Source organism: Erythrobacter sp. (genome assembly GCA_019739335.1).
Lineage (GTDB): Bacteria > Pseudomonadota > Alphaproteobacteria > Sphingomonadales > Sphingomonadaceae > Alteraurantiacibacter.
Genome location: CP073261.1, coordinates 20,652 through 43,555, shown reverse-complemented (window position 1 = coordinate 43,555; position 22,904 = coordinate 20,652). Strand labels below are relative to the sequence as shown.

At 63.7% G+C, this 22,904-nt stretch carries 27 protein-coding genes; 18 read left to right on the top strand and 9 right to left on the bottom strand.

Going from position 1 to position 22,904, the window contains the following annotated elements:
• Window positions 1–12: 12 nt before the first annotated feature.
• A complete protein-coding gene (locus JY451_00225) occupies window positions 13–1,209 on the bottom strand; it encodes a PQQ-dependent sugar dehydrogenase (GenBank protein QZH75106.1) in 1,197 nt (398 codons plus the stop codon).
• On the opposite strand from JY451_00225, the gene JY451_00220 reads away from it, so the two are divergent.
• The 4 genes from JY451_00220 (at window position 1,208) to folP (ending at window position 5,856) form a co-directional block, all read left to right on the top strand.
• The gene (locus tag JY451_00220) at window positions 1,208–1,846 is read left to right on the top strand and encodes a ribonuclease HII (protein QZH76467.1); all 639 of its coding nucleotides are present in this window, start codon (window positions 1,208–1,210) and stop codon (window positions 1,844–1,846) included. The two genes, JY451_00225 and JY451_00220, sit on opposite strands and share 2 nt — an antisense overlap.
• Before the next feature lie 12 nt (window positions 1,847–1,858).
• Window positions 1,859–2,779 carry a calcium/sodium antiporter gene (locus JY451_00215; GenBank protein ID QZH75105.1) on the top strand — a complete coding sequence of 307 codons (921 nt, stop codon included), beginning with the start codon at window positions 1,859–1,861 and terminating at the stop codon, window positions 2,777–2,779.
• A 562-nt stretch (window positions 2,780–3,341) separates the two neighbouring features.
• Window positions 3,342–4,370 carry a site-specific DNA-methyltransferase gene (locus tag JY451_00210; protein QZH76466.1) on the top strand — a complete coding sequence of 343 codons (1,029 nt, stop codon included), beginning with the start codon at window positions 3,342–3,344 and terminating at the stop codon, window positions 4,368–4,370.
• 373 nt (window positions 4,371–4,743) lie between these two features.
• The gene (folP, locus tag JY451_00205) at window positions 4,744–5,856 is read left to right on the top strand and encodes a dihydropteroate synthase (protein QZH75104.1); all 1,113 of its coding nucleotides are present in this window, start codon (window positions 4,744–4,746) and stop codon (window positions 5,854–5,856) included.
• On the opposite strand, the gene JY451_00200 is transcribed toward folP, so the two are convergent.
• A complete protein-coding gene (locus JY451_00200) occupies window positions 5,853–6,185 on the bottom strand; it encodes a hypothetical protein (GenBank protein QZH75103.1) in 333 nt (110 codons plus the stop codon). The two genes, folP and JY451_00200, sit on opposite strands and share 4 nt — an antisense overlap.
• A gap of 1 nt (window position 6,186) precedes the next feature.
• On the bottom strand, window positions 6,187–7,605 hold the full coding sequence (locus JY451_00195) for a sigma-54-dependent Fis family transcriptional regulator (protein ID QZH75102.1): 1,419 nt from the start codon (window positions 7,603–7,605) through the stop codon (window positions 6,187–6,189).
• A gap of 179 nt (window positions 7,606–7,784) precedes the next feature.
• Between JY451_00195 and JY451_00190 the strand changes: the two genes are divergently transcribed.
• The 11 genes from JY451_00190 (at window position 7,785) to JY451_00140 (ending at window position 15,359) form a co-directional block, all read left to right on the top strand.
• Window positions 7,785–7,907, top strand: coding sequence for an aa3-type cytochrome c oxidase subunit IV (locus JY451_00190; protein ID QZH75101.1), 123 nt, complete (start codon window positions 7,785–7,787; stop codon window positions 7,905–7,907).
• Window positions 7,908–7,927: 20 nt separating this feature from the next.
• Window positions 7,928–9,049 (top strand): NAD(P) transhydrogenase subunit alpha, encoded by a 1,122-nt coding sequence (locus tag JY451_00185; protein QZH75100.1) that lies wholly within the window; start codon window positions 7,928–7,930, stop codon window positions 9,047–9,049.
• 73 nt (window positions 9,050–9,122) lie between these two features.
• Window positions 9,123–9,545 carry an endonuclease domain-containing protein gene (locus JY451_00180; protein QZH75099.1) on the top strand — a complete coding sequence of 141 codons (423 nt, stop codon included), beginning with the start codon at window positions 9,123–9,125 and terminating at the stop codon, window positions 9,543–9,545.
• Entirely contained in the window at window positions 9,545–9,826 is a 282-nt protein-coding gene (locus tag JY451_00175) for an NAD(P) transhydrogenase subunit alpha (GenBank protein QZH75098.1), read from the top strand. The genes JY451_00180 and JY451_00175 overlap by 1 nt, the downstream gene beginning before the upstream one ends.
• The gene (locus JY451_00170) at window positions 9,826–11,283 is read left to right on the top strand and encodes an NAD(P)(+) transhydrogenase (Re/Si-specific) subunit beta (protein ID QZH75097.1); all 1,458 of its coding nucleotides are present in this window, start codon (window positions 9,826–9,828) and stop codon (window positions 11,281–11,283) included. The genes JY451_00175 and JY451_00170 overlap by 1 nt, the downstream gene beginning before the upstream one ends.
• Window positions 11,283–11,597, top strand: a complete 315-nt coding sequence (locus tag JY451_00165; protein ID QZH75096.1) for a hypothetical protein — start codon at window positions 11,283–11,285, stop codon at window positions 11,595–11,597. The genes JY451_00170 and JY451_00165 overlap by 1 nt, the downstream gene beginning before the upstream one ends.
• Before the next feature lie 53 nt (window positions 11,598–11,650).
• Window positions 11,651–12,343, top strand: a complete 693-nt coding sequence (locus JY451_00160) for an amino acid racemase (GenBank protein QZH75095.1) — start codon at window positions 11,651–11,653, stop codon at window positions 12,341–12,343.
• A gap of 83 nt (window positions 12,344–12,426) precedes the next feature.
• A complete protein-coding gene (locus tag JY451_00155) occupies window positions 12,427–13,587 on the top strand; it encodes a deoxyguanosinetriphosphate triphosphohydrolase (protein ID QZH75094.1) in 1,161 nt (386 codons plus the stop codon).
• Window positions 13,580–14,290, top strand: coding sequence for an NAD(P)H-binding protein (locus tag JY451_00150; GenBank protein QZH75093.1), 711 nt, complete (start codon window positions 13,580–13,582; stop codon window positions 14,288–14,290). The genes JY451_00155 and JY451_00150 overlap by 8 nt, the downstream gene beginning before the upstream one ends.
• The gene (locus tag JY451_00145) at window positions 14,287–14,760 is read left to right on the top strand and encodes a DUF4281 domain-containing protein (GenBank protein QZH75092.1); all 474 of its coding nucleotides are present in this window, start codon (window positions 14,287–14,289) and stop codon (window positions 14,758–14,760) included. The genes JY451_00150 and JY451_00145 overlap by 4 nt, the downstream gene beginning before the upstream one ends.
• Window positions 14,760–15,359 carry a DUF938 domain-containing protein gene (locus JY451_00140; protein QZH76465.1) on the top strand — a complete coding sequence of 200 codons (600 nt, stop codon included), beginning with the start codon at window positions 14,760–14,762 and terminating at the stop codon, window positions 15,357–15,359. Before JY451_00145 ends, JY451_00140 begins: the two co-directional genes overlap by 1 nt.
• 68 nt (window positions 15,360–15,427) lie before the next feature.
• Here JY451_00140 and JY451_00135 read toward each other — a convergent pair whose 3' ends face one another.
• The 3 genes from JY451_00135 to JY451_00125 all read right to left on the bottom strand — a co-directional run bounded on the left by JY451_00135 (window position 15,428) and on the right by JY451_00125 (window position 16,687).
• Window positions 15,428–15,550, bottom strand: coding sequence for an entericidin A/B family lipoprotein (locus JY451_00135; protein QZH75091.1), 123 nt, complete (start codon window positions 15,548–15,550; stop codon window positions 15,428–15,430).
• 19 nt (window positions 15,551–15,569) lie between these two features.
• Entirely contained in the window at window positions 15,570–15,698 is a 129-nt protein-coding gene (locus tag JY451_00130) for an entericidin A/B family lipoprotein (protein QZH75090.1), read from the bottom strand.
• Between the two features lie 68 nt (window positions 15,699–15,766).
• Entirely contained in the window at window positions 15,767–16,687 is a 921-nt protein-coding gene (locus JY451_00125) for a DMT family transporter (protein QZH75089.1), read from the bottom strand.
• 74 nt (window positions 16,688–16,761) lie between these two features.
• Between JY451_00125 and JY451_00120 the strand changes: the two genes are divergently transcribed.
• A complete protein-coding gene (locus JY451_00120) occupies window positions 16,762–16,992 on the top strand; it encodes a hypothetical protein (protein ID QZH75088.1) in 231 nt (76 codons plus the stop codon).
• A gap of 4 nt (window positions 16,993–16,996) precedes the next feature.
• Here JY451_00120 and JY451_00115 read toward each other — a convergent pair whose 3' ends face one another.
• The gene (locus tag JY451_00115) at window positions 16,997–18,511 is read right to left on the bottom strand and encodes a CpaF family protein (GenBank protein ID QZH75087.1); all 1,515 of its coding nucleotides are present in this window, start codon (window positions 18,509–18,511) and stop codon (window positions 16,997–16,999) included.
• A gap of 292 nt (window positions 18,512–18,803) precedes the next feature.
• Here JY451_00115 and JY451_00110 point away from each other — a divergent pair, with 292 nt between their 5' ends.
• Together JY451_00110 and JY451_00105 are read left to right on the top strand one after the other, a co-directional pair.
• Complete coding sequence (locus tag JY451_00110; protein ID QZH75086.1) at window positions 18,804–19,391, top strand: class I SAM-dependent methyltransferase; 588 nt, start codon at window positions 18,804–18,806, stop codon at window positions 19,389–19,391.
• Entirely contained in the window at window positions 19,384–20,235 is an 852-nt protein-coding gene (locus tag JY451_00105; protein QZH75085.1) for a hypothetical protein, read from the top strand. The genes JY451_00110 and JY451_00105 overlap by 8 nt, the downstream gene beginning before the upstream one ends.
• On the opposite strand, the gene JY451_00100 is transcribed toward JY451_00105, so the two are convergent.
• Together JY451_00100 and JY451_00095 are read right to left on the bottom strand one after the other, a co-directional pair.
• Window positions 20,232–21,896 (bottom strand): hypothetical protein, encoded by a 1,665-nt coding sequence (locus tag JY451_00100; GenBank protein ID QZH75084.1) that lies wholly within the window; start codon window positions 21,894–21,896, stop codon window positions 20,232–20,234. The genes JY451_00105 and JY451_00100 overlap by 4 nt on opposite strands.
• Complete coding sequence (locus JY451_00095; protein QZH75083.1) at window positions 21,893–22,897, bottom strand: glycosyltransferase family 2 protein; 1,005 nt, start codon at window positions 22,895–22,897, stop codon at window positions 21,893–21,895. The genes JY451_00100 and JY451_00095 overlap by 4 nt, the downstream gene beginning before the upstream one ends.
• Window positions 22,898–22,904: the final 7 nt, after the last annotated feature.

Genomic DNA, 22,904 nt, shown 5'->3' with positions numbered 1-22,904 from the left:
CCGCCGTAACTGTCAACTCGCTGGCGTTAGCCGCAACAGCCGCCCGCCGTCGCCGTCCTCGATCACCCAGATCGCGCCGTCGCCTGCCTGGGCAATATCGCGCAGGCGCCGGGGGAAGGCATAGCGCGACAATTCTTGGGCGCTATTGGCATCGGCATCGGTTGAAATGCGAGTGATCGATTGCGTGCCGAGGTTCGCCACCAGCAATTGCCCGCGCCAGTCGGCGAACATATCGCCCGAATAGAAGATCATGTCACCCGGTGCGATCACCGGGTTCCAGCTGATCGAAGGCCGGGAAAAGCCATCGTCCGGCGTATGATCCGGGATATCGGAGCCATTGTAATTGTTGCCATTGGACCGCACCGGCCAGCCATAGTTTGCCCCGCGCTGAACGAGGTTCAGTTCGTCACCCCCGGCAGGGCCATGCTCCAGTCCCCACAACTGTCCGGCGGAATCGAATTTCAGCCCGAGGATGTTGCGCTGGCCGTAGGACCAGATCTGATCCGCAGGCGCGCCGCGTTCGGCAAAGGGATTGCCCGCCGCCGCGGTGCCATCGAGGTTGAGCCGCAGCACCGCGCCGAAATTGTTGGACAGGTCCTGTGCCGGATCCTGCTCCTGCCGGTCTCCGCTGGAAAGGAACAGGTGCTGCCCGTCGGGCGAGAAGGCGATCTTGTGCGAATAGTGGCCGGGGCGCTCCCCAGCGCGGCTCTGGCGCCAGATTTCGGTAAGGCCGTCGATGCGGCAAGCGTCCGCCGTGTCGCACACCAGCGTGCCGCGCCCAAGCGTGGCGACCGTGCCGCCCTCCACCGCCTGTGCCCAGCTGAGATAGACGTGGCCACTATCGGCGAAATCGGGAGCGAAGGCGAAATCGCCCAAGCCCCCCTGACCGCGATAGGCCACTTCGGGCAGGCCGGTCACTTCCCCGGTGCGACCGCTTGCCGGATCGTAGAACTTCATCGTCCCCGGCTTTTCGGTGATGAAAATCACGCCCGTCTGCGGGTGGAAGGCCATCGCCCAGGGTTCGTCGAAAGCTCCGTGGCTGGCGGCGGTGAAGGGCGAACCCTCGGCCAGTTCCACCGCTTCACCCGCAACCAGCCCTGCAGGCGAGGGGGTGGAGGTGGGCGCGGTATCCCCTGTCTGGGCATTCGAACAGCTTGCGAGAAGCAGCGTTGCGGGGAATAGGACGGAGCCGAGGATGATGTTGCGCATGATGTCAGGAACGCCTTCTGCCGATTTTTGTAGCGGTTTGGGCCCGCACCCGCTGATCGCCGGAGTGGACGAGGCGGGGCGCGGACCGCTTGCCGGGCCAGTTGTGGCGGCTGCCGTGCTGCTGTGCAAGCCTGCACCTAAGGGCATCGGCGATTCCAAGGTGCTCACCGCGAAGTCCCGTGCCGAGGCAGAGGCATGCATCCGCCGCCGCTGCGCTTTCGGCATCGGGGTGGTCTGTGTCGAGGAGATCGACCGGCGCAACATCTTCGGCGCAACGATGCTGGCGATGAGCCTGGCAATGGAGCAATTGTGCACGGCAATCGGTCGCCACGATCTGGCCGCGCTGATCGACGGCAACCTCACTCCGCAGGGCCGCTGTGCGGAGTGGCGCTGGCCTGCCACGCCGATTGTGGGCGGAGACGGGCGCGAGGCTTGCATCGGCGCAGCGAGCATCCTCGCCAAGGAATATCGTGATCGGCTGATGGTTGAAGCTTCCCGTGAACACCCGCATTACGGCTGGGAAAGCAACAAGGGCTACGGCTCCAAACAGCACCTGGAAGCGCTACGAATTCACGGAGCCACGCCGCTGCACCGCCGCAGTTTCGCCCCGGTGGCGCAACTGGAAATGGTGCTCTAGGCTGAACGAACAATGCTGATCCTGATTCTCACCATTGTTGCTGGGCTTGCCGGGCTGTTCATCGGCGGCGAATTGCTGGTGCGCGGCGCGGTGGCAATGGCCAACCGGCTGGGGATCTCGCACCTCGTCACCGGTGTGGTGATCGTCGGTGCGGCAACCTCAATGCCGGAAATGGTCGCCAGCGTGGAAGCCGCCATGTTGGGCTCGCCCGGTATCGCCTGGGGAAATGTGATCGGCTCCAATCTCGCGAACATCCTGCTTATTCTCGGTGTGACGGCTGTGGTCGCACCGATTGCCATGCACGGTGTGGGCAAGCGCGATGCGGTGGTCGGGCTGATCGCAACGCTGGCGCTTTGGGCGCTCACCTTTTGGCAGATGGCAGCGCCGTGGATCGGCGCGGTGTTGCTTGCCGCGCTGGTCATCTACGCGATCTGGAGGGTTCGCCATCCACCCGAAAGTCTTGATGTCGAAGAGGATGACAGGCCGCTTTCGCTGTGGCTGGCCGTTGCCCTGTTTGCAGGCGGCGTGGCGCTGCTGATCGGGGCAGGCCAGATTCTGGTGACAGGAGCGATCGAACTGGCAACGATCGCCGGAGTTTCCGAAACCGTCATCGGCCTCACAATCGTCGCGGTCGGCACCTCCTTGCCCGAACTCGCGGCCTCGCTGGCGGCTGCGCTGCGCGGCCGGCCCGAATTGGCGGTGGGCAACGTGGTGGGATCGAATATCTTCAACATCCTGCTGATCGGCGGCGCGACGATGACAATCGCCCCGTTGCCCATCCCAGCAGAAATGCTGGACGTAGAATTGCCGATCCTGGCGGTGGCGTCGCTACTGATGCTGGCGCTATGCCGCTACGCCAGCCATATCGGACGCAAGCTCGGCCTGCTTCTTCTTGCCGGGTTCGTCGCCAACACGGCGCTGTTATTCGCCTAATTACTGGCGCGAGTCCTTCACGCCACACCACAGCATGATGAGTCCCCGGTATCGCAAGGGACTCAACATCTTGTGCCGGACTCTTTTCGTTCTCCCTCAAGCTTCGAGAACCGTCAGAAAATTGCCGCTTGACCTCAGGACTCCGGGGACTCACCCTGTGGATAACGGGAGCCTGTGCTGTCTGGGTGGAAGCGTCGGCACGGAGCCGATTGTGGCCCGGCGATAGGCGCGAGGAGGGAGCCATGCCGAAGCATAGTGACCGACGAGCAACGACGCGCCGGGCCACAATCGGCCCGCCCCTCCGGGGTCGCGTCAGTGAGGCCCGCTGGACTACGTTGCGTGGCTTGCACGGGTATCCGGACCCGTACTGCGCCCCGCGCCTTGCCAGCGGGCCTCCTGACGCGATGACGACGTTTCCACCCAGACAGCACAGGCTCTTGAGGGGTATCCGGTGAATCAACTGACGAAAATCCGCGCGCCGAAGCAGCGCGCCCGCAAAGTGGCGGTCGACAAGGCAGACCTGCCTATCGGCCAAATCCTAGCGGGCGATTGCGTGGAGGAAATGCGCAAGCTGCCCGATGCCTGCATCGATCTGGTCTTCGCCGATCCGCCGTACAATCTCCAGCTCGGCGGCGATTTGAACCGGCCCGACGGCAGCAAGGTCGATGCGGTAACCGATCACTGGGACCAGTTCGACAGCTTCCAGATTTACGACAATTTCACCCGCGACTGGCTCACCGAATGCCGCCGCGTGCTCAAGCCCGATGGCGCGCTGTGGGTGATTGGCAGCTATCACAACATCTACCGCGTCGGCGCGATCCTGCAGGATCTCGGTTTCTGGCTGCTCAACGATATCGTCTGGCGCAAGACCAACCCGATGCCCAATTTTCGCGGCACCCGCTTCACCAACGCGCACGAAACCCTGCTCTGGGCCAGCCAGGGCGAGAAGGCCAAGTACCATTTCAACTATCGCGCGATGAAGACGCTCAACGACGAATTGCAGATGCGCAGCGACTGGACCTTCCCGATCTGCTCGGGCGGGGAACGGCTGAAGGACGACACCGGCCACAAGGCGCACCCGACGCAAAAGCCCGAAGCGCTCCTCTATCGCGTGCTGCTGGCGACCACCGAGGCGGGCGACGTGGTGCTCGATCCGTTCTTCGGCACCGGCACCACCGGCGCGGTGGCCAAGCGGCTGGGCCGCGAATGGATCGGCTGCGAGCGCGAGAGCGCCTATCGCAAGGTGGCCGAAGCGCGAATCGCCAAGGAATTGCCGCTGGACGAAAGCGCTCTGGCAACGATGCAGAGCCGCAAGACCCAGCCGCGCGTCGCCTTCGGCCAAGTGGTCGAGGCCGGGCTGCTCAAGCCGGGAACGGAGATTTTCGACAAGCAGCGCCGCTGGACCGCGACGGTGCGGATGGACGGCTCGATTGTGTGCGGGAAGGAAGTGGGTTCGATCCACGGCGTGGGCAAGGACCTGCAAGGCGCGCCGAGCTGCAACGGCTGGACTTTCTGGCACTACGACGCGGGGGGCGAGGTGAAGCCGATCGACGCAGCGCGGGGGCTGTACCTGCTGGCGGCGGAGGACTGAATTTCGTTGGCACGCGGAGACGCGGAGGGTCTGCCTTCGCGCCGGAGGCGCAAATCCATTTTAGACGCTCACAGAGACACAGAGGCACAGAGAGGCTTGCGCCAAGCTTCTCTGTGCCTCTGTGTCTCTGTGAGCCTAAATCCTTATCGCGCCTGCGGCGCGGCAAAATCCTCCTCCGCGTCTCCGCGTCTCCGCGTGCAACTTTCCTACTGACCTCGCCTTGTGCTTGAAGCGCAATTATGACTGCACCGATAAGTTCCGGAGTCTACCCCAAGGTGACGCTTTGCGCACCAAAGGTGACAGTTGCGGATTTCCCCCTTTGGACCGTGTAACACCCGGTCCATGTCTCGGCCAAGCCATTGAAAGATAGAGCATGATCCAAACTGTCTACATCCACCCCATCACCACGGTTTCAGGCCCGCAGGCGGTCGAGGGCGATGCGGTGCGATTGGCGGGCGGGATGGTCTATGCGCGCGAGTTCGCGGTCGTTCTGCGGCGCGAGGGGCGGGTGGTGGCGCGGCACGTCACCACGGCGGCAGGGATTGCGGACGTCTTCGCGCAACTGCCCGACGCGATGGGCGCGGAGGCCGAGGCGCAATGGGCGAACCTGCGCACCGCGCATGTGCCGCTGCAACTGGGCAGCCGCACGATCCGGCTCGACCAGCCGCAGGTCATGGGCATTCTCAACGTCACGCCCGACAGCTTCTCCGATGGCGGCAAGTTCATGGACGATGCCGAGGAAATGCAGGCTCACGCTGCCAAAATGCACGAAGCGGGCGCGGCGATCATCGACATTGGCGGCGAAAGCACCCGCCCCGGTGCCAAGGCAGTGTGGGAAGGCGAGGAGATCAAGCGCGTCGTCCCCGCCATCGCGCACTGCACCGGCATGGGTGCGGCGGTGAGCGTGGACACGCGGCGTCCGGCAGTGATGGAGGCGGCGCTGGAAGCGGGCGCGCACGTGATCAACGATGTCTCCGCGCTGCGCTACGATCCGCGCAGTCTCGAATTCGCCGCAGTCAGCGGCGCACCGGTGGTGCTGATGCACGCTCCGGGCAGCGGCGAGGACCTGCACGCCAACGGGGACTATGCCGCAGTGGCTTTCGACGCGTTCGACTTTCTGCGCGAGGCGCGTGACCGGGCGCTGGCGGGCGGCGTGGCGCGGGACCGGATCATCCTCGATCCCGGCGTCGGCTTCGGCAAGTCGCTGGCGGAAAACCTCACCCTCCTCAATCACCTCGCCATGTTCCACGCCCTCGGCCAGCCGCTCCTGCTGGGGGCAAGCCGCAAGCGGATGATCGGCGCGCTGAGCAACGAAGTGGCGGCGCACCAGCGGGTCGGCGGTTCGCTGGCTTTGGCGCAGCTCGGCATGGACGCGGGCGTGCAACTGCTGCGGGTGCATGATGTGTTCGAGACGGTGCAAGCGCGCAACGTGTGGCGCGGTTTGCGGGACGCGGCGCTGACGGATTTTGCGGGGTTGGAGGTTTAGCTCTCGGGCTTTCCTACAGCTATCCGATGTGCTTTGGCTTGCGGTTGGAGCTGGCAGAAGAAGTCGAGCATTATGGCATGGCTAATGGCATCAGATGAACGAGCGCCTTTTTGCGCATGACCGAAGGCAATCCATTGGCTTACGATCTCATCAAAAAGGTGGACATCAATCCAACCCATCGCATCGGAAGGTAATTCCACCGTAAATGTGAACTCTTTCGACGGAGAGTTTGCAAAGCTGCCAGCGAAATAGTTCTTGGCTGCCTCGAGGTCTTGCCGATGGACTTCGCCTTCGAGGCGTCGAACAATCAAAGTGTCGTCGACGCTCATCTCAAGCCGCGTTGTCGATGCCAAGATCGCTCAGCTTGCGGTACAGCGTCGAGCGACCAATCCCCAGCCGCCGCGCCACTTCGGTCATGCGGCCGCGATAGTGGCCGATGGCGAGGCGGATGACGTCGGCTTCGATCTCTTCGAGCGGGCGCAGGTTTCCGTCCGCATTGTAGAGCTGCACCCCGGCGCTCTCGCGCACCGGAATGCGCGGGGGTTCGAAATGGCCGACGATCTCGCGCAATTGCGGGAAGTCCTCGGCGGTTAGCGCGTCGCCGTCGCAGAACACGGCAGCGCGGAAGAGGACGGCCTGGAGCTGGCGGACATTGCCCGGCCAGTCGAAGGCAGCGAGCAATTGCAGCGCATCCGAGGTGATGCCGAGCGGGCGCAGGCCCGGCTGGTCGCCGATGCGGGTGAGGAAGTGGCGGGTGAGCGCGGGGATGTCCCCGGTGCGGCGGCGCAACGGCGGCAGCTCGATCGAAGTGCGCGAGAGCGCGGAAAGGAGATTGGCGCGGAAGTGCCCGGTCGCCACCATGTCCGCCAGCGGCAGGTTGCTGGCGGCGATGATGCGGACATCGACCTTGAAGGCGTAGGGCGCGCCGATGGGTTTGACCTGGCCGGTCTCGATCACGTCGGCGAGCCGATCCTGCAGGTCGGTGGGCAGGCGGTCGATCTCGTCGAGCACCAGCGTGCCGCCGTCACAGGTCTGCATTGCGCCGAGCTGCTGCTCGAAGGCGCCGGGGAAGGCACCCTTCTCGTGCCCGAACAGCACCGATTCGAGGCTGCTGGCTGGGATGCCGGCGATGTTGAGCATCCGGAAGGCGGTCTTCACGCGGGGGCTGGCGGCGTGCATCGCGCGCACCAGCATTTCCTTGCCGGTGCCGCATTCGCCCTCGATCAGCACGTGCCCATGCCCGCGCGCCGCCTTGGCCGCCTTGGCCAGCGCATCGCGGAAGGGCGGTGCGGTGCCGACCATGGCTTCGAAATCGAGATTGGCGGGGAACTTCTCGGTCAACGGAGTCAGTTCGTCGTGCTGGCTTTCGCGCGTCGTGGCATTGCGCAGCGCCTGCATCAGCCGGTCCGGCGCGACGGGTTTGACGAGGTAATCGGTGGCCCCGGCGCGCATCGCTTCGACCGCCAGTTGGGGGCTGGTGCTGGTGGTGAGCATCAGGATGGGCAGCGCGGGGCGGCGGTCCTTCAGTTCGGCGATCAGTTCGCAGGCACGATCGCCGGGCACCCATTGATCGAGCACGATGGCGGAAAGCTGCATACCCTGCCGCGTCCCCAGCGTGGCGATCGCGGTTTCCGAATCGCTCACCACCAGCGTGCGCCAGCCCTCGCGCCCGGCGAGCGCTGAAATCAGCCGGCTTTGCGCCGGTTCGTCGTCGATCAGCATCAGTAGTCGCTGTTCGGGATCTGCCATGCAACCACACCATTCTGGCCCGGCAAATGCGGGCGGGGAACGAGTGGGCTAGCAGCGAGGTGTAAAAAGCCGATTAAGGCTTCATCGCGGGGAAAGCGCGGGCGGGGCTTGAGCGGGCGCGCGGGGAGCGATAGAGCAGAGCGCAGTCGAACAATGCCAGCCAAGGGATTTATGCGAAAATGGCCAATCCGCACGATATGAATGCCGCCGAGGGCACCTATTCGAGCTTCATCGGGATGTTGAAATGGTCGGTGCCGCTGATCGCGGTAATCGTGCTTGTCATCGTCGCGCTGATTTCCTGACCGTCCGGCGCTGAAGGCGGATGCGGATCGCGGTCCTCAAGGAACAGGCTCCGGGCGAAAGCCGCGTTGCCGCCACTCCCGAAACGGTCAAGAAGCTGACGGCGCTGGGTGCAGTGCTGGCGGTTGAGGAAGGCGCGGGGGTTGCCGCATCGATATCCGACGAAGCCTACTGCGAAGCCGGGGCCGAGGTGCTTCCTGCGGCGCAGGCGGTGAAGGATGCCGATATCGTCCTTGCGGTGCAGGCGCCCGAAGTGGCTGCATTGGCAGGGGCTAAGCCGGGAGCCTGGGTGGCGGCGACGTTCGATCCGTTCGGACAGCGCGAGCGGGTGAATGCCTATGCTGCCGCCGGATACGAAGCGCTGGCGATGGAATTCATGCCGCGCATCACCCGCGCGCAGAGCATGGACGTGCTCTCCAGCCAGTCGAACCTTGCCGGGTACAAGGCGGTGATCGCGGCGGCGGATACCTATGGCCGCGCTTTCCCGATGATGATGACCGCGGCAGGCACGATTTCCGCCGCCAAGGTGTTCGTGATGGGCGTGGGCGTGGCCGGATTGCAGGCGATCGCTACCGCCAAGCGATTGGGCGCGCAGGTTTCCGCCACCGATGTGCGGAGCGCCACCAGGGAGCAGATCCAGTCGCTCGGTGCGAAGCCGGTGTTCGTGGAGAATGTCGCCGGAATCGAAGGCGAGGGTGCGGGCGGCTATGCCACCGAAATGTCGCCCGAATACCAGGCGGCGCAGGCGGAGCTGGTCTCCAGCCATATCGCGAAGCAGGACATCGTCATCACCACTGCGCTGATACCCGGCCGCGCCGCTCCCCGGCTGGTTTCGGACGCGCAGATCGCAACGATGCGCAGCGGGTCCGTGATCTTCGATCTGGCCGTGGCGCAGGGTGGAAACGTCGAAGGTTCGGTGCCCGATCAGGTGGTCGAGAAGCACGGGGTGAAGATCATCGGCTTTTCGAACACCGCCACGCACCTCGCGGCGGATGCCAGCGCGCTCTATTCGCGTAACCTGTTCAATTTCCTCAACGCCTTCTGGGACAAGGACGCCGGACGCCCGGTGCTCGACGCGGAAATCGGTGACGCCGTGCGGCTAGCGCGCGGCGGCGAAGTGGTGAGCGAGAGGCTGAAGGGGTGAGGGTTACTGCGCCCTTCGTGATCCTCCCCCTTTGGGGGAGGTGGCAGCGCGCAGCGCTGACGGAGGGGGTTTGATGGACGATCACACCCCCGAATCGCTCAAGCGAGCCAGGAAACTGCGCAAGGACATGTCCCTGCCTGAAGTGCTCCTGTGGACCCACCTGCGCGGTAAGCCATCCGGGCAGAAGTTCCGCAAGCAACACCCACTGGGTGATTACGTTCTCGATTTCTACTGCGCTGCCAAACACTTGGGTATTGAGGTTGATGGTATCGCACATGACATGGGCAATCGCCCTGCGCGGGATTCCATACGCGATGATTGGCTGCGCGGGCAGGGTGTCGAAGTCATGCGAGTATCCGCTTCCGACGTCTTGAAGGACGCTTCAGGGACTGCCGATGCGATTGTCCGCTATTGCGCTCAACTGCCCCCACCGTCAGCCGCTGGCGCGGCTGCCACCTCCCCCAAGGGGGGAGGATTTACCGGAGCTTCCGCCTAATGGACTTCATATCAATCCTCTCGATCTTCGTGCTGGCCTGCTTTGTCGGCTATTACGTCGTCTGGTCGGTCACGCCTGCGCTGCACACGCCGCTGATGGCGGTGACCAATGCGATTTCCTCGGTCATCATCGTCGGTGCGCTGATTGCCAGCGCAGAGGCGGGGAGTGCGGTGGCGAAGTGGCTGGGGCTGCTCGCGGTGGTGCTGGCGAGCGTCAACATCTTCGGCGGCTTCGCGGTGACCGAGCGGATGCTGGCGATGTACAAGAAGAAGGATAAGTGATGGGCCTGTCCTTCCTCGCCCTCGCGGCGGCCGATGCGCACGGCATGGGAACTCCCGCCTGGGCGATGCTCGCCTATCTCGTGGCGGGTGTGCTGTTCATCCTCGCGTTGCGCGGGCTTTCCAGCCCGGCGAGCAGCCGCAAGGGCAATCGCTTCGGCATGGCGGGGATGCTGATCGCGGTGGTGACTACGCTGGTCACCCATTCGATGGCCAACATCGTCGAAATCGCGATTGCCATCGCTATCGGCGGGCTGATCGGCTTCACCATCGCCCGGCGCATCGCGATGACGCAGATGCCCGAACTGGTGGCAGGCTTCCATTCGCTGGTCGGCCTTGCGGCTGTGCTGGTGGGCTGGGCGGCCTATCTCAATCCGGGCGCGTTCGGCCTGCTGCTGCCCGAAGGCGGGATATCGCCGGTCAGCAAGATCGAAATGGGACTGGGGATTGCCATCGGAGCGATCACTTTCTCCGGTTCCGTCATCGCCTTCGCCAAGCTGGCGGGCAAGATGAGCGGATCGCCGCTCATGCTGCCGGGGCGCCACGTCATCAATCTCGGCACGCTGGCCGCGATCATCGTGCTCACCGCGTTATTCGCGATGGCCGGTCCGGAGGATACCTTGCCGCTGATCGTGGCGATGACCGTGCTCGCCTTCGTCATCGGCTTCCTGCTCATCATCCCTATCGGCGGGGCAGACATGCCGGTGGTTGTGTCGATGCTCAACTCCTACTCCGGCTGGGCGGCGGCGGCGATGGGGTTCACACTGGGCAATACGGCGATGATCATTACCGGGGCGCTGGTCGGCTCCTCTGGCGCGATCCTCAGCTATATCATGTGCCGGGCGATGAACCGCAGCTTCATTTCGGTGATCGCTGGCGGGTTCGGCGCGGATGCTTCCTCCGGCGGCGGCGAGGCGCGCGAGCAGCGGCCCTACAAGCAGGGCAGCGCGGCGGATGCGGCCTTCATGCTCGAACAGGCGGAAAAGGTCATCGTCATCCCCGGCTACGGCATGGCGGTGGCGCAGGCGCAGCACGCCTTGCGCGAGATGACCGACGTGCTGGAAGCCAAGGGGGTCGAAGTGAAGTTCGCCATCCACCCGGTCGCCGGACGGATGCCGGGGCACATGAATGTGCTGCTGGCCGAAGCGAACGTGTCCTATGACAAGGTGTTCGAGTTGGAGGACATCAACAGCGAATTCGCGCAGGCGGACGTGGCGTTCATTATCGGCGCGAACGACGTGGTGAACCCGGCAGCGAAGACTGACAAGAGCTCGCCCATCTACGGAATGCCGGTGTTCGACGTCGACAAGGCCAAGCAGGTGTTCTTCATCAAGCGCTCTATGGGCGGGGTGGGCTATGCGGGCGTCGACAACGACGTGTTCTACATGGACCAGACGATGATGCTGCTCGCCGATGCGAAGAAGATGGTCGAGGAAATCGTCAAGGCACTGTCGCACTGATGCGCACTGCGATCCTCTTGGGCGCTGCCTTGGCGCTGGCGAGCTGCGCGACAATTGCCGAGAGCCGCGTCAAAAGCGCGCTTGTTGATGCCGGACTGGGTGATGAGAACGCTACCTGCATGGCAGATCGCATGGTGGACCGGCTGACGATTGCGCAACTGCGCAAGCTGGAGGAGCTTCGCACTCCGTCCCACAGCGCGCGCGAAGCGAGTCTGCAGGATTATCTGGAGCGGGTCCGGCGGGTCGGCGATGCCGAAGTGATCGCCGTCACCACCAGTTCGGCGGCGCTGTGTGCAAGCGGGTTGGCACGCTAGACCCTCCGCCCGATATCCCCTAGCGTTTCGCCACTGACAGCAAGGGGATTTACGTGCGCAAGTTGGGGCTGATCGGCGGAATGAGCTGGGTGTCCACCGCTCGCTATTACGAACGCATCAACAAGGTGATCCAGCGCGACATGGACGTGCGCGCCTCCGCGCCGTTGCTGATCGAGAGCCTCGATTTTTCGCAGGTCTACCAGTTGCAGAGCGAGGAAGACTGGGCGCGCGGCGCGCAGGTGCTGACCGATGCCGCCAATCGGCTGGCGGCGGCAGGGGCGGAAATGCTCGTCATCGCCGCCAATTCGATGCACCGCGTCTATCGCGATGTGCAGGCGCAGGTCGACGTGCCGATCCTGCACATCGCCGAATGCGTGGGCGAGAAGATGAAGGCTGACGGGATCGAGCGCGCCATGCTGATCGGCACCCGCAATGTAATGGTCGAAAGCTTCTACCGCCGCCGCCTGGTCGCGCACGGAGTGGACCTGATGCCGCCGCAGATGGACGATGTCGAAGAGCTCGACCGGATCATCTACGAGGAACTGATGCTGGGCAAGGCGAAGAAGGATTCAGAGCGCGCGATAAAGTCCATGCTGACCCGTTACGACAACGACGGCGCGGAAGCGGTGGTGCTGGCCTGCACCGAGCTGGAACTGATCGTCGATGTCAGCGCCAACGTGCTGCCGATCTATGATTGCATGAGCATCCATGCCGATGCCGCTGCACAGTGGATCATGGCGGGCTAAAGCGGGCCAGTCCGCGCTTTTCGCGCGGCGTTCGCGGGCTGTTCCCGTTGCCAGTGCGGCGCGGCTCACCTAGCGCAAGCGCCATGCCGAGCGCCCCCTATGCTGCCGATCCCGCTGCCAGTCGCGGGCGCGAGTTCGATCAGCCTGGCCACACCGCGCGCGGGCCGCGCACCGCTTTCCAGCGCGATCGGGACCGGATCATCCATTCGATCGCGTTCCGGCGGCTGGCAGGCAAGACGCAGGTGTTCATCGCTCCCGATGGCGATCATTACCGGGTGCGGCTCACCCACAGTCTGGAGGTGGCGCAGATCGGACGTGTCATCGCACGCGACCTGCGGCTAGAAGAGGACCTGACCGAAGCGCTGTGCCTGGCGCACGATCTCGGCCATCCGCCGTTCGGCCATTCCGGAGAAGACGCGCTGGAACTGGCGCTGGCGGCGCACGGCGGGTTCGATCACAACGGCCAGACCTTGCGCACCGTGATGCGGCTCGACAGTCCCTATTGCGAAATGCAAGGCCTTAACCTGAGCTGGGAAGTGCTCGAAGGACTGGCCAAGCACAATGGACCGGTGGCGCAGCCGAAGTGGGCGCTGGCCGAACTCGACGCCGCTTACCCGCTCGACTTGGCGCGGTGGGCGACGCTCGAAGCGCAAGTGGCGGCGCTGGCGGACGATATTGCCTACGACAACCACGATATCGACGATGGCCTGCGCGCCGGTTTTCTCGATCTAGACGATCTCCTTTCGCTCGATTTCCTTGCCGACCTGTGGCGCGAAGTCGAGGCGCGCTTTCCGCGTGCGCCGCGCGAGCGGTTGCTGCGCGAACTGGTGCGTAGCCAGATCGGGGTGATGGTGAACGACCTGCTGGAAACGACGCGCGCCAATCTCGCCGGTATCGAGAACGTCGAACAGGTGCGCGGCGCGGGCAGGGCACTCGCTGCCTTCTCTCCTGACATGGCGGCGCGCGAACGGCGGCTGAAGCGCTTCATGTATGACCGACTTTATCACCATGCGGACCAGGTTCGCACGGCGGAGCGGGCACAGCAGGTTATCGCGCAACTCTACACCGCATATGACGATGAGCCGTCGCTTATGACCCAGGGCTGGGCCGAACGCCTGCCGACGGATGAACCTGCACGCTCTCGCCACATCGCCGATTTCATCGCCGGGATGACCGACAATTACGCCATCCGCCAGTACGAACGACTGTTCGGTTCGGTGCCCGAAGGCCTGTCCAATGTCTGATCATGCGCGCGTCTTGCTGGTCGGGGCCACCGGGCTGATCGGGCGGACGATCATCGCCCGCTCGCCCGACCTGCAGGGGATTGCGCTGCAAGGCCTTGCCCGGCGCGAGATACCTTTTCCGGCTGGCACGCGTATGGAACTGGTGCTGGCCGAAAGCGAACAGTGGCCGGACATCGTCACTCAGCTAGCCCCGGATGCAGTGATCAGCGCGATTGGCACCACGCACCGCAAGGCGGGTAGCAGCGAAGCGTTTCGCGCGGTCGATCACGATCTGGTGCTGGAACTCGCGCGTGCGGCCAAGGATGCGGGGGTGCGCAATTTCGTGCAGGTGTCCTCGGTAGGCGCCGATCCCTATGCGAAGAACAATTACCTGCGGGTGAAGGGCGATACCGAGAAAGACCTCAAGGCGCTGCACTTCCACCGGCTCGATCTGCTCCGCCCCGGCCTGCTGCGCGGCAAGCGGCACAACGATCTGCGCGTGCTGGAAAAGCTGGGGCAGGTTCTTTCGCCGCTGGCCGATGCGTTCCTACGGGGGGATAACAGCAAGTACCGCTCAATCCGCGCCATCGACCTGGCCGATGCCGCGCTGGCTGGAGCGGTGGCGAAAGCGGGCGGCCAGTTCGTCCACGAACATGATGGACTGATGCGGCTGGCGACCGAGTTCAGGCGCAGTCAAGCCGCAGCCACTATGGAGACGACATGATCTGGGATGCCCTGTTCGCCGCCGCCAATGGCTGGGCGCTGCTGATGTGGCTGGTGCTGATCGCGCTGCCGCGTGGCCCGTTCCTGCAATCGCTGGTATTCTATGGCGGGTCGGGACTGCTCTGTCTCGCCTATGTGGTGCTGATGGTGTTGCTGCTGGGCGGCTTGGTGGACCCGGTTTCCACGGGCGAGGGCGGCTCGGCCTCATTCTATACGATAGCCGGGGTGCGAGCGCTGTTTGGTTCGGACGCGGGGGTGACGATCGGCTGGATTCATTATCTCGCGCTGGACCTGTTCGCCGGACTCTGGATTGCGCGCGATGCGGACCAGAAGCGCTTCTCGCAGCTGGCGCAGGCCCCGGTGCTGCTGCTGACTTTCATTGCTGGGCCCGCCGGGTTGCTGCTGTGGTTCCTGATCCGCGAACGCCGCGCCCGCGCCTTGGCAGGCCCACGCAAGCGGCTAAAGCTGTGATCGACGCGCGGAGGTTCGCACCCGCCACCTTGCGCAACCGCGATCCGATCGGTGCGGTGCTGGCGGACGAGCTGCCGGAGCAAGGCACCTTGCTGGAAGTGGCGGCGGGAACCGGCGAACATGCGGCCTATCTTGCACCGCGCTTTCCGGGCCTTGCGTGGCAACCCACCGATCCGGACGAGGACGCTCTTGCCTCGATCGCTGCATGGCGTGACGCGACAGCGGCAAGCAGGCTGCTCGCGCCGCTAAAGCTTGACGCTGCCTCAGCCGATTGGCCATTCACGTCCGCGGATGCCATGCTCTGCGTCAACATGATCCATATCAGCCCGCCTGGAGCAACCGTCGGCCTGATGGCTGGAGCCGGGCGATTGCTGCCCGTTGGTGGCCCGTTGATTGTTTACGGCCCGTTTCTCGAACCCGAAGTCGTTACGGCCCCCTCCAATCTGGAGTTCGACGCCAGCCTGAAGGCGCGCAATCCGGAATGGGGTTTGCGCAATATGGATTGGGTAGACGCGCTGGCTGCGGCAAATGGCCTACAGCGAACGCGCCGGGTGCAAATGCCGGCCAATAATCTCACGCTTGTTTATCGCAAGTTGTGACAGCAAAAGCGCCCGCCGGATCGCTCCGACGGGCACCCTGCGACCCTGAATTCAGGGTATGCGACTAATCAGATGGCGCGATCGCCAGCTTCACCGACGGATTCAATGTCGCGCCCAAGGCCCTTCACCGTATTGCACGCCGAAAGCGTTACCAGTGTCAGGCCCAGCAGGGCGCAAATCAGCAGCTTCATCCGATAATCCTTGTCTCAATCAAATAGCGCGATCGCCCGCGTCGCCGACGGATTCGATGTCCTGGCCCACGCCCTTCACGGTGTTGCAGGCCGATGCCGACAGGGCAAGAACCCCTGCCGTGAATGCGAAAATGATTTTACGTGCCATGACCGGCTCCTTGTCTTGCTCCGCCGGGGGGATGGCGGGTTGTCGGGAGTAGAACCTTCGGCAAGGGATCAGGTTCCTGTCGCCTGCCGCTGATCGACAAACGGCTTCCGGCTCACGACGCGTTCGCGCCAGGCAATGATGATCCCTGCCAGCACCACCAAAGGCGCGCCGAGCCAGGTTGTCGTCGGTGGCAAGGTGGAAAACACCAGCCATCCCAGTAAGGTGGCCCAGATGATGTTCGAGTAGTCCATCACGATCACGCTGGAGACCTGGCCGTACCGTAGCGCCAGCGTGATGAACACCTGCCCGAAAGTGCCCGACAGGCCGATGCCGAGCAACAGCAGCCATTCGTTCGTCGAATGCGGCTGGAAAACGAAAAATTGTACCGGAAGGCTCACCAGCGAACTGACCACCGCAAACCAGAACACGATCACCATCGGCTTTTCGGTCCGCCCAAGATCGCGAATCTGGATCGATATCAGCGCGATCATGAAGGCCCCGCACAGCGCTACCACAGCGCCGAACAGCGGGATGTGGCCGCCGCCCGGCTGGGCGATCACGACGATCCCGGCAAAGCCCGCCAGCACCGAACCCCAGCGCCACCAGCCCACCGTCTCACGCATTATCACAACCGAGAGGATGACGGCGAAGATCGGCGCGGCGAAGGTCAGCGTGGTTGCTTCGGCCAGTGGCAGCATGATGACGCCGCCGAAGTTGCAGATCATTCCGACAAAGCCATAGAGCGCCCGCATTCCGTGCGCCTTCGGCCTGCGGGTGCCGAGCAGCTTCACCCCTCCCGCCAGCATGGCCCAGACGAGCAGGATCGGGATGGAGATGAACTGTCGCCAGAAAATGATTTCGGCCACATGTACGCCGATTTCCGCCGCCAGCTTGATCTGCACTGCCATCACCGCCAGCCCGGCAATGCCCAGCAGCCGCAGCAGCAGGGCGAGCAGCGGGCGATCGGTGTGTGTCTGTGGTTCGGTCACCTTGCTTGCCTTAGGCGGATGGAAGGCACGATCAACCATTGTCGAACCGCGCGCAGCTTTCCATATCGCCCGCGATGCATTGGCCGCACTTCCTCCTGCTCGCGAGCGACGCAGATCGTTACATGATGGCGGGTGGTGCCTTGCTGGCGCTGTCTGGGCTGGCAGTCTGGGGCGAACGCCGCCGGGCGCGGCGCAAGCATATCGATGCAGTCGGGATCATGCCGTGGCGTGACATTGCTGCATTGAGCAGCTTTGCCGGATTGGCCCTGCTGGCCTTCGGGACGATTGGCTGGCTGAAGGGGTAAACCCCTACAGGCAGGCTTCCAGATAGGCCTGATCGAAGCCGAACTGCCGCGCCTTTTCCAGCGTGTAGGGACGCAGACCGGACGAGCGGTGTTCGCCGATGATCTTGCCGTCTTCGCCCTCGTCGAGGTATTCGAAAGCGAACAATTCCTGCGTCACGATCACATCGCCTTCCATGCCGATCACTTCGGTGACGTTGGTGGTCCGGCGCGAACCGTCGCGGAGGCGCTTCACCTGCACGATCAGATCGACCGATTCGGCGATCTGTCGGCTGATGGCTTCCTTGGGGATCTTGATGTCCCCCATCAGGATCATGTTTTCCATACGGCCGAGACACTCGCGCGGGCTGTTGGCGTGAAGCGTACACATCGAACCATCGTGGCCGGTGTTCATCGCGGCGAGCAGATCGAAACATTCCGCGCCACGAATTTCGCCGAGGATGATCCGGTCAGGCCGCATACGCAGCGCGTTCTTGACGAGATCGCCGATGGTGATTGCGCCCTGGCCTTCGAGGTTGGGCGGGCGCGTTTCCAGCGGCAGCCAGTGCGGCTGTTGCAGGCGAAGTTCGGCGGCGTCTTCGATGGTCAGCACGCGCTCGCCCGGATCGATCATTTTCGACAGTGAGTTGAGCATCGTCGTCTTGCCCGAACCGGTACCGCCGGAAATGACGATGTTCATGCGGCAGGCCCCGGCGATCTTCAGCGCGGTGCACATCTTGTCGCTCATCGAACCCCAGTCGCGCAGGTTGTCCAGCGTGACCGGCTTCTCGGAGAACTTACGAATCGAGATGGCAGTGCCGCGCAGCGAGAGCGGGGGCACGATCACGTTGACGCGGCTGCCGTCCTTGAGGCGGGCGTCGGCCAGCGGAGTGGTCTGGTCGACGCGGCGGCCGACCTGGTTGACGATGCGCTGGGCGATCTGGAACAAGTGGCTTTCATCGCGGAACTTGATCGGCGCGATGGTCAGCTTGCCCTTCTTTTCGATGTAGGTCTGGTCCGGGCCGTTGACCATGATATCGGTGATATCCGGATCGTTGAGCAATTCTTCCAGGGGGCCGAAGCCGAGCAACTCGTCGATCAGCACCTTTTCCAGAGCGAATTGCTCGCGTCGGTTCAGGGTGACTTTCAGCTCTGCCAGCACTTCCATGATGATCGGGCGGAATTCTTCGGAGAGCTCTTCCTTGGACAGCGTGGCCGCCGCTTCAGGATCGACCCGTTCGAGCAGGCGCGGCAGCACCTGTTCCTTGATCTTGTGAACGCTGGCTTCGAACCCTCCGATTTCCTGCGTTTCGTGAACGGCATTGGCGCGATCGGCAAGGCGGCTCAAGGCCTCCGAGTTCTTTCCGCCGCCATGCAGGGGGGCACCTTCGGCGGGCATGGGGGGAAACTGTTCGCCTCCGGGAAGGGATGCATCGGAGGAGGGCGTGACCGGACCACCGCGCATCGGTTTGGCGACCCCGAAGCTCGGGCGTGCGCCACCGCTCATTCCGCCAGTTCCGTTCTTTCTTCCGAAAGCGCTCATCGATTTCCCTCGTATCCTCGTGGCACCGCCCACATTGCAATGCGCCAGTCGCTACATCGCCGGGTTTGGTAAACATTTCGCTAAGGTTGAGCCTCTTGTGCAGCGATGAAGGGCCACAATCCGGACCAAATTTCGCTGTTGTGGCAATGGAATGGATTGCCGGTCGGGATAAGGCGGCGGGCAGACTGGCCAGTTCACGGCGATCTTGTTAGCCGTGCCGGCGAAGGGAGTGGCGATGCGTCCGGTCAAGCAGGCATATTCGGCGGTTGTAAGGGGGGTTGCGCGCAGCGGATTGGTCGACCGTCCATTCGAGGCCGGGAGGACCGCCGATCCGTATGGCTGGCAGCGCTGGAGCGCCTCCCTTCTGGCGATCCACGATGTCGGACGGATGACCGCACTGGACCTGCCGTGGTGGAATGTCACGGCTACCCGCGAAGTGGCTGATTTTCTTGCCGCAACCAAGAATTCGCGGGTTTTCGAATATGGTTCGGGTGCGAGTACGGTGTGGCTGGCTCGCCGCGCCGCTGAAGTGATTTCAGTCGAGCATGATCGCGATTGGCACCGGATAATCGAACCCCTGGTAGCCGGAACAGGCAACGCCACGGTGCTGCCGCGCGATTTGCAGGGTTCCGACTATATCGATGCCATTGCCACAGCGGGGGGCCAGTTCGATCTCGTCGTGATCGACGGGCGGCGGCGGAACGACTGCCTGCAAAGCGCCCTGCCGTTTCTCAAGCCCGGTGGAATCGTGCTATTCGACGATACGAGCCGGAGCCGCTATCGTGTCGCCATAGCCGGCTGCGGCCTGCGCTCGCACCGTCATTTCGGGCGGTCCTATTGCGTGCCCTATCCCGACAGCAGCACCATTCTCTATGGCTGAAGAGGCCGCCCCGCCGGGCCAGAAGCGTCTGCGGCAGGCGATCCGCTGGGCGGGCGGGGTGCTGGTGGCGGCCAGCCTGTTGTTCATCGCTCGGCACCTTTGGCTGCTCAATTGGACCAGCCTTGCGCAACTGGCGTCATGGCGGCTGTTTGCGACTACGATCGCATCTGCCGCCCTGTTTCTCTTAGCGAATTTCCTTCTGGCGCGGGCATGGGTCAGGCTAGCCGATCCCGGCAGACAAGTGGAAGTGGCGCAACTGGTGCCGATCTATGGCCGCAGTGTCTTGCTGAAATACCTGCCCGGTTCTGTGTTCCAGTATCTGGGCCGCCATGCAGAGGCTGCGGACTTGGGCCTGTCCAATACTGCATTGGCACGATCACACGGACTGGAAATCGCATTGCACCTGGTGGCAAGCCTTGCGGTAGCGGCGGCGTGCCTGACGTTTGTGGGCCTGCCGGTTGCTGCGGCAAGCGCAGCGGTCGTCGTAGTGATGGCCTGCGTGGCGATCGCCCGGCCACTGACGACAGCCCTACTGTTCCAGTTGGTGGCCTTCACAGCCTTCGCCACGGCAGCAGCTCTGATCGGCTTGGCTGTCCTGCCTGCCGGGACCAATCCCGCGCAATTCGCGGCGCTTTTCCTGCTGGCCTGGATGATCGGCTTTTTGGTGCCTTTGGCGCCCGGCGGGCTTGGCGTGCGCGAGGCGGCGCTGCTGGCATTGGCAGGGGCGAGCCTTCCGGCGGCCAATGTGCTGGCGGCGCTGCTCGTTTTGCGGCTGGCATCGGTCGCGGGGGACCTAACCTACGGTCTCGGCGCGATGCGCGGCGCGTGGAGGCAGACTGTCTAGAAATGCTGCCAGTAAGGTGGCGCTGGCGGAGCAGCCGCTGGCGCTTCGATCCGATCGCCCCAGAGCAACCGCGCTGCGCCATCGGGCGCTTCCAGCCGGTAGGTTTGCCGCTCAAGCTTCACGGTCTCACCCGCCGGAATGCGCTCGCCATCCAACACGATCGTATTGCCGTGGACAGTAAAGGTGCCGGGGACGAGATTGCGATAGACGATTGCCCGATCCGCCGGAATGTCACGCCCCGCGATCCAGAGTGGCCCCCAGAACGGCACGTAATTCTCGCGCAGGGCGACCGCATCTGCCGGCTGAAGATATTGCACCGCGCTTTCGTCCAGCGCGTTCTCGAGAATGAAATTGTTGGCAATCACCAGCGGTACGGCATTTTGCTCCATCGCAGGTCGCAGCATCAGCCTTCCCTCCCGGTTGTGGACCGAAACCACCAGCGGGGAGAGGAAGGCATTCGCCTTGCCAGCTGTGCCGAGAAAGCCGGGGAAATCGAAATAGCGAACCTCTTCGCCGAAAGTGGCGATCGACCCCGCGTGCAGTTCACGTTGCCTGGAAAGCGCGCTCGGCTCTTCGCTCAAGACCGTCATGCCTGTGCCTGCCAGCAGGACCAGCGCGATAATTGCTGCCGAAATCCTGCTCAGGGCCAGCGCCATGACCGGACCACAGGCCGCCAGCACCGGTGCCAGCATGAACACAAAGTAGTAGGGCGCCGTGTTGATATAGACGAGAGGCGTAAGGATAATGGCGAAAAGGCCGGCCAGGGCGACCTTCTCCGGCAGCGGACGCGTGGTCCTCGTCAGTACCAAGGGGAAGGCCAGCAGAAGCAATGTGACCAGAGGATTGGTCAGAGCGCCCCTCAGCATCCGGCTCCAGTTCGGATTGTCGAACAGGACGAACACCGCCTCGGCAGCTTGTTCCGCAGACAGCGTATCTTCGGAGCCGCCGAAGGCTGCGGTCCATTGCGTAAAGAGCAGGAACAGGGCTGCGAACCAGATCGCCGCGACAGCACCAAGCACGGTAAGCCGCATCGGATATCGAGTGCCGAAACCGTGCTCGGCCCAGCGTAAGTAAGCGACACCTGCAACCGCAGGAGCGTATAGCACGGCCTTCATCGAGATAAACGGCAGCAACGCGATCAGCAGGCCCGCGCCGGCGATTGCCCGCACGTTCAGGTCAGAACGCAGCAGCAACCAGATCAGTCCCATCAGCGCCGCCGCCAGGGGCGGATCGTAGCGGAACGAGGTTCCGTACTGGAAAACATAGCCGAAGGAGAGATAGGCGAGGCCGCAGAGCAGCGCGGGCAATCGGTCGGTGAAACGAGATGCTACTCCCACGATTGCCGTCACGGCCACCAACTCGCAAGCGAACATGGCAAGCCTTATGGCAATGATGTGATCGATCGGCCCGCCGGTCAGCGCGGTGGCCCAGCCATAGGCGAAAGCGTGGAACCGTTGGAGAACCTGCGCCAGCTGGCCCGATTGAAGTTGCACTATGTGGTTGTAATGGCCGAATTCATCCCAGTTGATCGAGCGGGTGAATATCTGCGCGAACTGTAGCGCGGCCACGCCGAAAATCGCCAGCAGCACCCATGTTTCGGGGCTGATGTTTCCCAGCTTCCGCGATGCAGGATCGGAAATTGCAGGATTGGCGACAGTCATGCAGCCTTGCGGGCGCGAGCGGTGCTGCGTTCCGCTTTGGTGGCAGCGCTCAACCGGGCTACCGCGTCCTCCAGCGCACGGGTGCGGGCGATATTCTCTTCGATCAGCTTGCGATTGGCGGCGACCAGATCGGCAACCATTCCCATGATCGCCACCAGTGTGCCAAGCACGAGCAGTGCCCCTCCGATCACGAGCGACTGGACATGCCCGTTCCCGTCATCCTGCGCCCAGAACCACAGGAAACGCAGGATCGGCAGCAGGCCGACAAACGCGATCAGGCTGCCGGTGCCGACAAAGGCGCGCAGCGGCTTATGCGCGGTGAAGGCGCGGACCATCGTGATGCCGGTCTGCGTGATGAAGCGCGGGATTGACTTGAACAAGCGGCTGGGGCGCACCGCGGCGTGGGTGCGCACTGGCACGGTGACGATCGCCATGCGCTTGCGCCCGGCCTGGATAAGCATGTCGGTGGTGTAGCTAAATTCGGTGGTGATGTTGATCTTATGGGCCGCTTCCCGACTGATGGCGCGGAAGCCGCTCACCGCGTCCGACACTTGTGTGCCCGCGAGTGATTGCACCACGCCGGACCCGATTCGCTGCATCAGCCGTTTGGGAGCGGAGAAGTGAGCATTGTCCGCCACTCCTCGATCCCCGATCACGATATCTGCGCGGCCTGCCACGATCGGGGCAACCAGCGCGGCAATGTCGGCGCCTTCGTATTGCCCGTCGCCATCGGTGTTGACGACGATATCCGCGCCTTCGGCCAGCGCCCGGTCGATCCCGCTGCGGAAGGCGGCGGCGAGACCTCGGTTGCGGCGGTGGCGAACAATGTGGTGCACGCCCCATTGGCGGGCGACCTGCGCAGTGCCATCGGAGCTACCATCGTCGATGACGAGGTATTCCACCACGTCCACGCCCTCCACCCGGCGCGGGAGCGCGGCCAGCGTAGCGGGCAGGCTCCCGGCTTCATTGAGGCAGGGGATCTGGATAATCAGCTTGGTCATGCATGCC

Bases quoted from the DNA above. Each gene is read 5' to 3' on its own strand.
- JY451_00105 (QZH75085.1), top strand. From the start codon at position 19,384: ATGGCTGAAGAGGCCGCCCCGCCGGGCCAGAAGCGTCTGCGGCAGGCG.
- JY451_00195 (QZH75102.1), bottom strand. From the start codon at position 7,605: ATGGCAGATCCCGAACAGCGACTACTGATGCTGATCGACGACGAACCG.
- JY451_00155 (QZH75094.1), top strand. From the start codon at position 12,427: ATGCCGAGCGCCCCCTATGCTGCCGATCCCGCTGCCAGTCGCGGGCGC.
- JY451_00175 (QZH75098.1), top strand. From the start codon at position 9,545: ATGGACTTCATATCAATCCTCTCGATCTTCGTGCTGGCCTGCTTTGTC.
- JY451_00220 (QZH76467.1), top strand. From the start codon at position 1,208: ATGATGTCAGGAACGCCTTCTGCCGATTTTTGTAGCGGTTTGGGCCCG.
- JY451_00120 (QZH75088.1), top strand. From the start codon at position 16,762: ATGCATTGGCCGCACTTCCTCCTGCTCGCGAGCGACGCAGATCGTTAC.
- JY451_00130 (QZH75090.1), bottom strand. From the start codon at position 15,698: ATGGCACGTAAAATCATTTTCGCATTCACGGCAGGGGTTCTTGCCCTG.
- JY451_00210 (QZH76466.1), top strand. From the start codon at position 3,342: ATGCGCAAGCTGCCCGATGCCTGCATCGATCTGGTCTTCGCCGATCCG.
- JY451_00185 (QZH75100.1), top strand. From the start codon at position 7,928: ATGCGGATCGCGGTCCTCAAGGAACAGGCTCCGGGCGAAAGCCGCGTT.
- JY451_00135 (QZH75091.1), bottom strand. From the start codon at position 15,550: ATGAAGCTGCTGATTTGCGCCCTGCTGGGCCTGACACTGGTAACGCTT.
- JY451_00100 (QZH75084.1), bottom strand. From the start codon at position 21,896: ATGACTGTCGCCAATCCTGCAATTTCCGATCCTGCATCGCGGAAGCTG.
- JY451_00150 (QZH75093.1), top strand. From the start codon at position 13,580: ATGTCTGATCATGCGCGCGTCTTGCTGGTCGGGGCCACCGGGCTGATC.
- JY451_00225 (QZH75106.1), bottom strand. From the start codon at position 1,209: ATGCGCAACATCATCCTCGGCTCCGTCCTATTCCCCGCAACGCTGCTT.
- JY451_00095 (QZH75083.1), bottom strand. From the start codon at position 22,897: ATGACCAAGCTGATTATCCAGATCCCCTGCCTCAATGAAGCCGGGAGC.
- JY451_00145 (QZH75092.1), top strand. From the start codon at position 14,287: ATGATCTGGGATGCCCTGTTCGCCGCCGCCAATGGCTGGGCGCTGCTG.
- JY451_00215 (QZH75105.1), top strand. From the start codon at position 1,859: ATGCTGATCCTGATTCTCACCATTGTTGCTGGGCTTGCCGGGCTGTTC.
- JY451_00165 (QZH75096.1), top strand. From the start codon at position 11,283: ATGCGCACTGCGATCCTCTTGGGCGCTGCCTTGGCGCTGGCGAGCTGC.
- JY451_00180 (QZH75099.1), top strand. From the start codon at position 9,123: ATGGACGATCACACCCCCGAATCGCTCAAGCGAGCCAGGAAACTGCGC.
- JY451_00190 (QZH75101.1), top strand. From the start codon at position 7,785: ATGGCCAATCCGCACGATATGAATGCCGCCGAGGGCACCTATTCGAGC.
- JY451_00200 (QZH75103.1), bottom strand. From the start codon at position 6,185: ATGAGCGTCGACGACACTTTGATTGTTCGACGCCTCGAAGGCGAAGTC.
- JY451_00115 (QZH75087.1), bottom strand. From the start codon at position 18,511: ATGAGCGCTTTCGGAAGAAAGAACGGAACTGGCGGAATGAGCGGTGGC.
- JY451_00170 (QZH75097.1), top strand. From the start codon at position 9,826: ATGGGCCTGTCCTTCCTCGCCCTCGCGGCGGCCGATGCGCACGGCATG.
- folP (QZH75104.1), top strand. From the start codon at position 4,744: ATGATCCAAACTGTCTACATCCACCCCATCACCACGGTTTCAGGCCCG.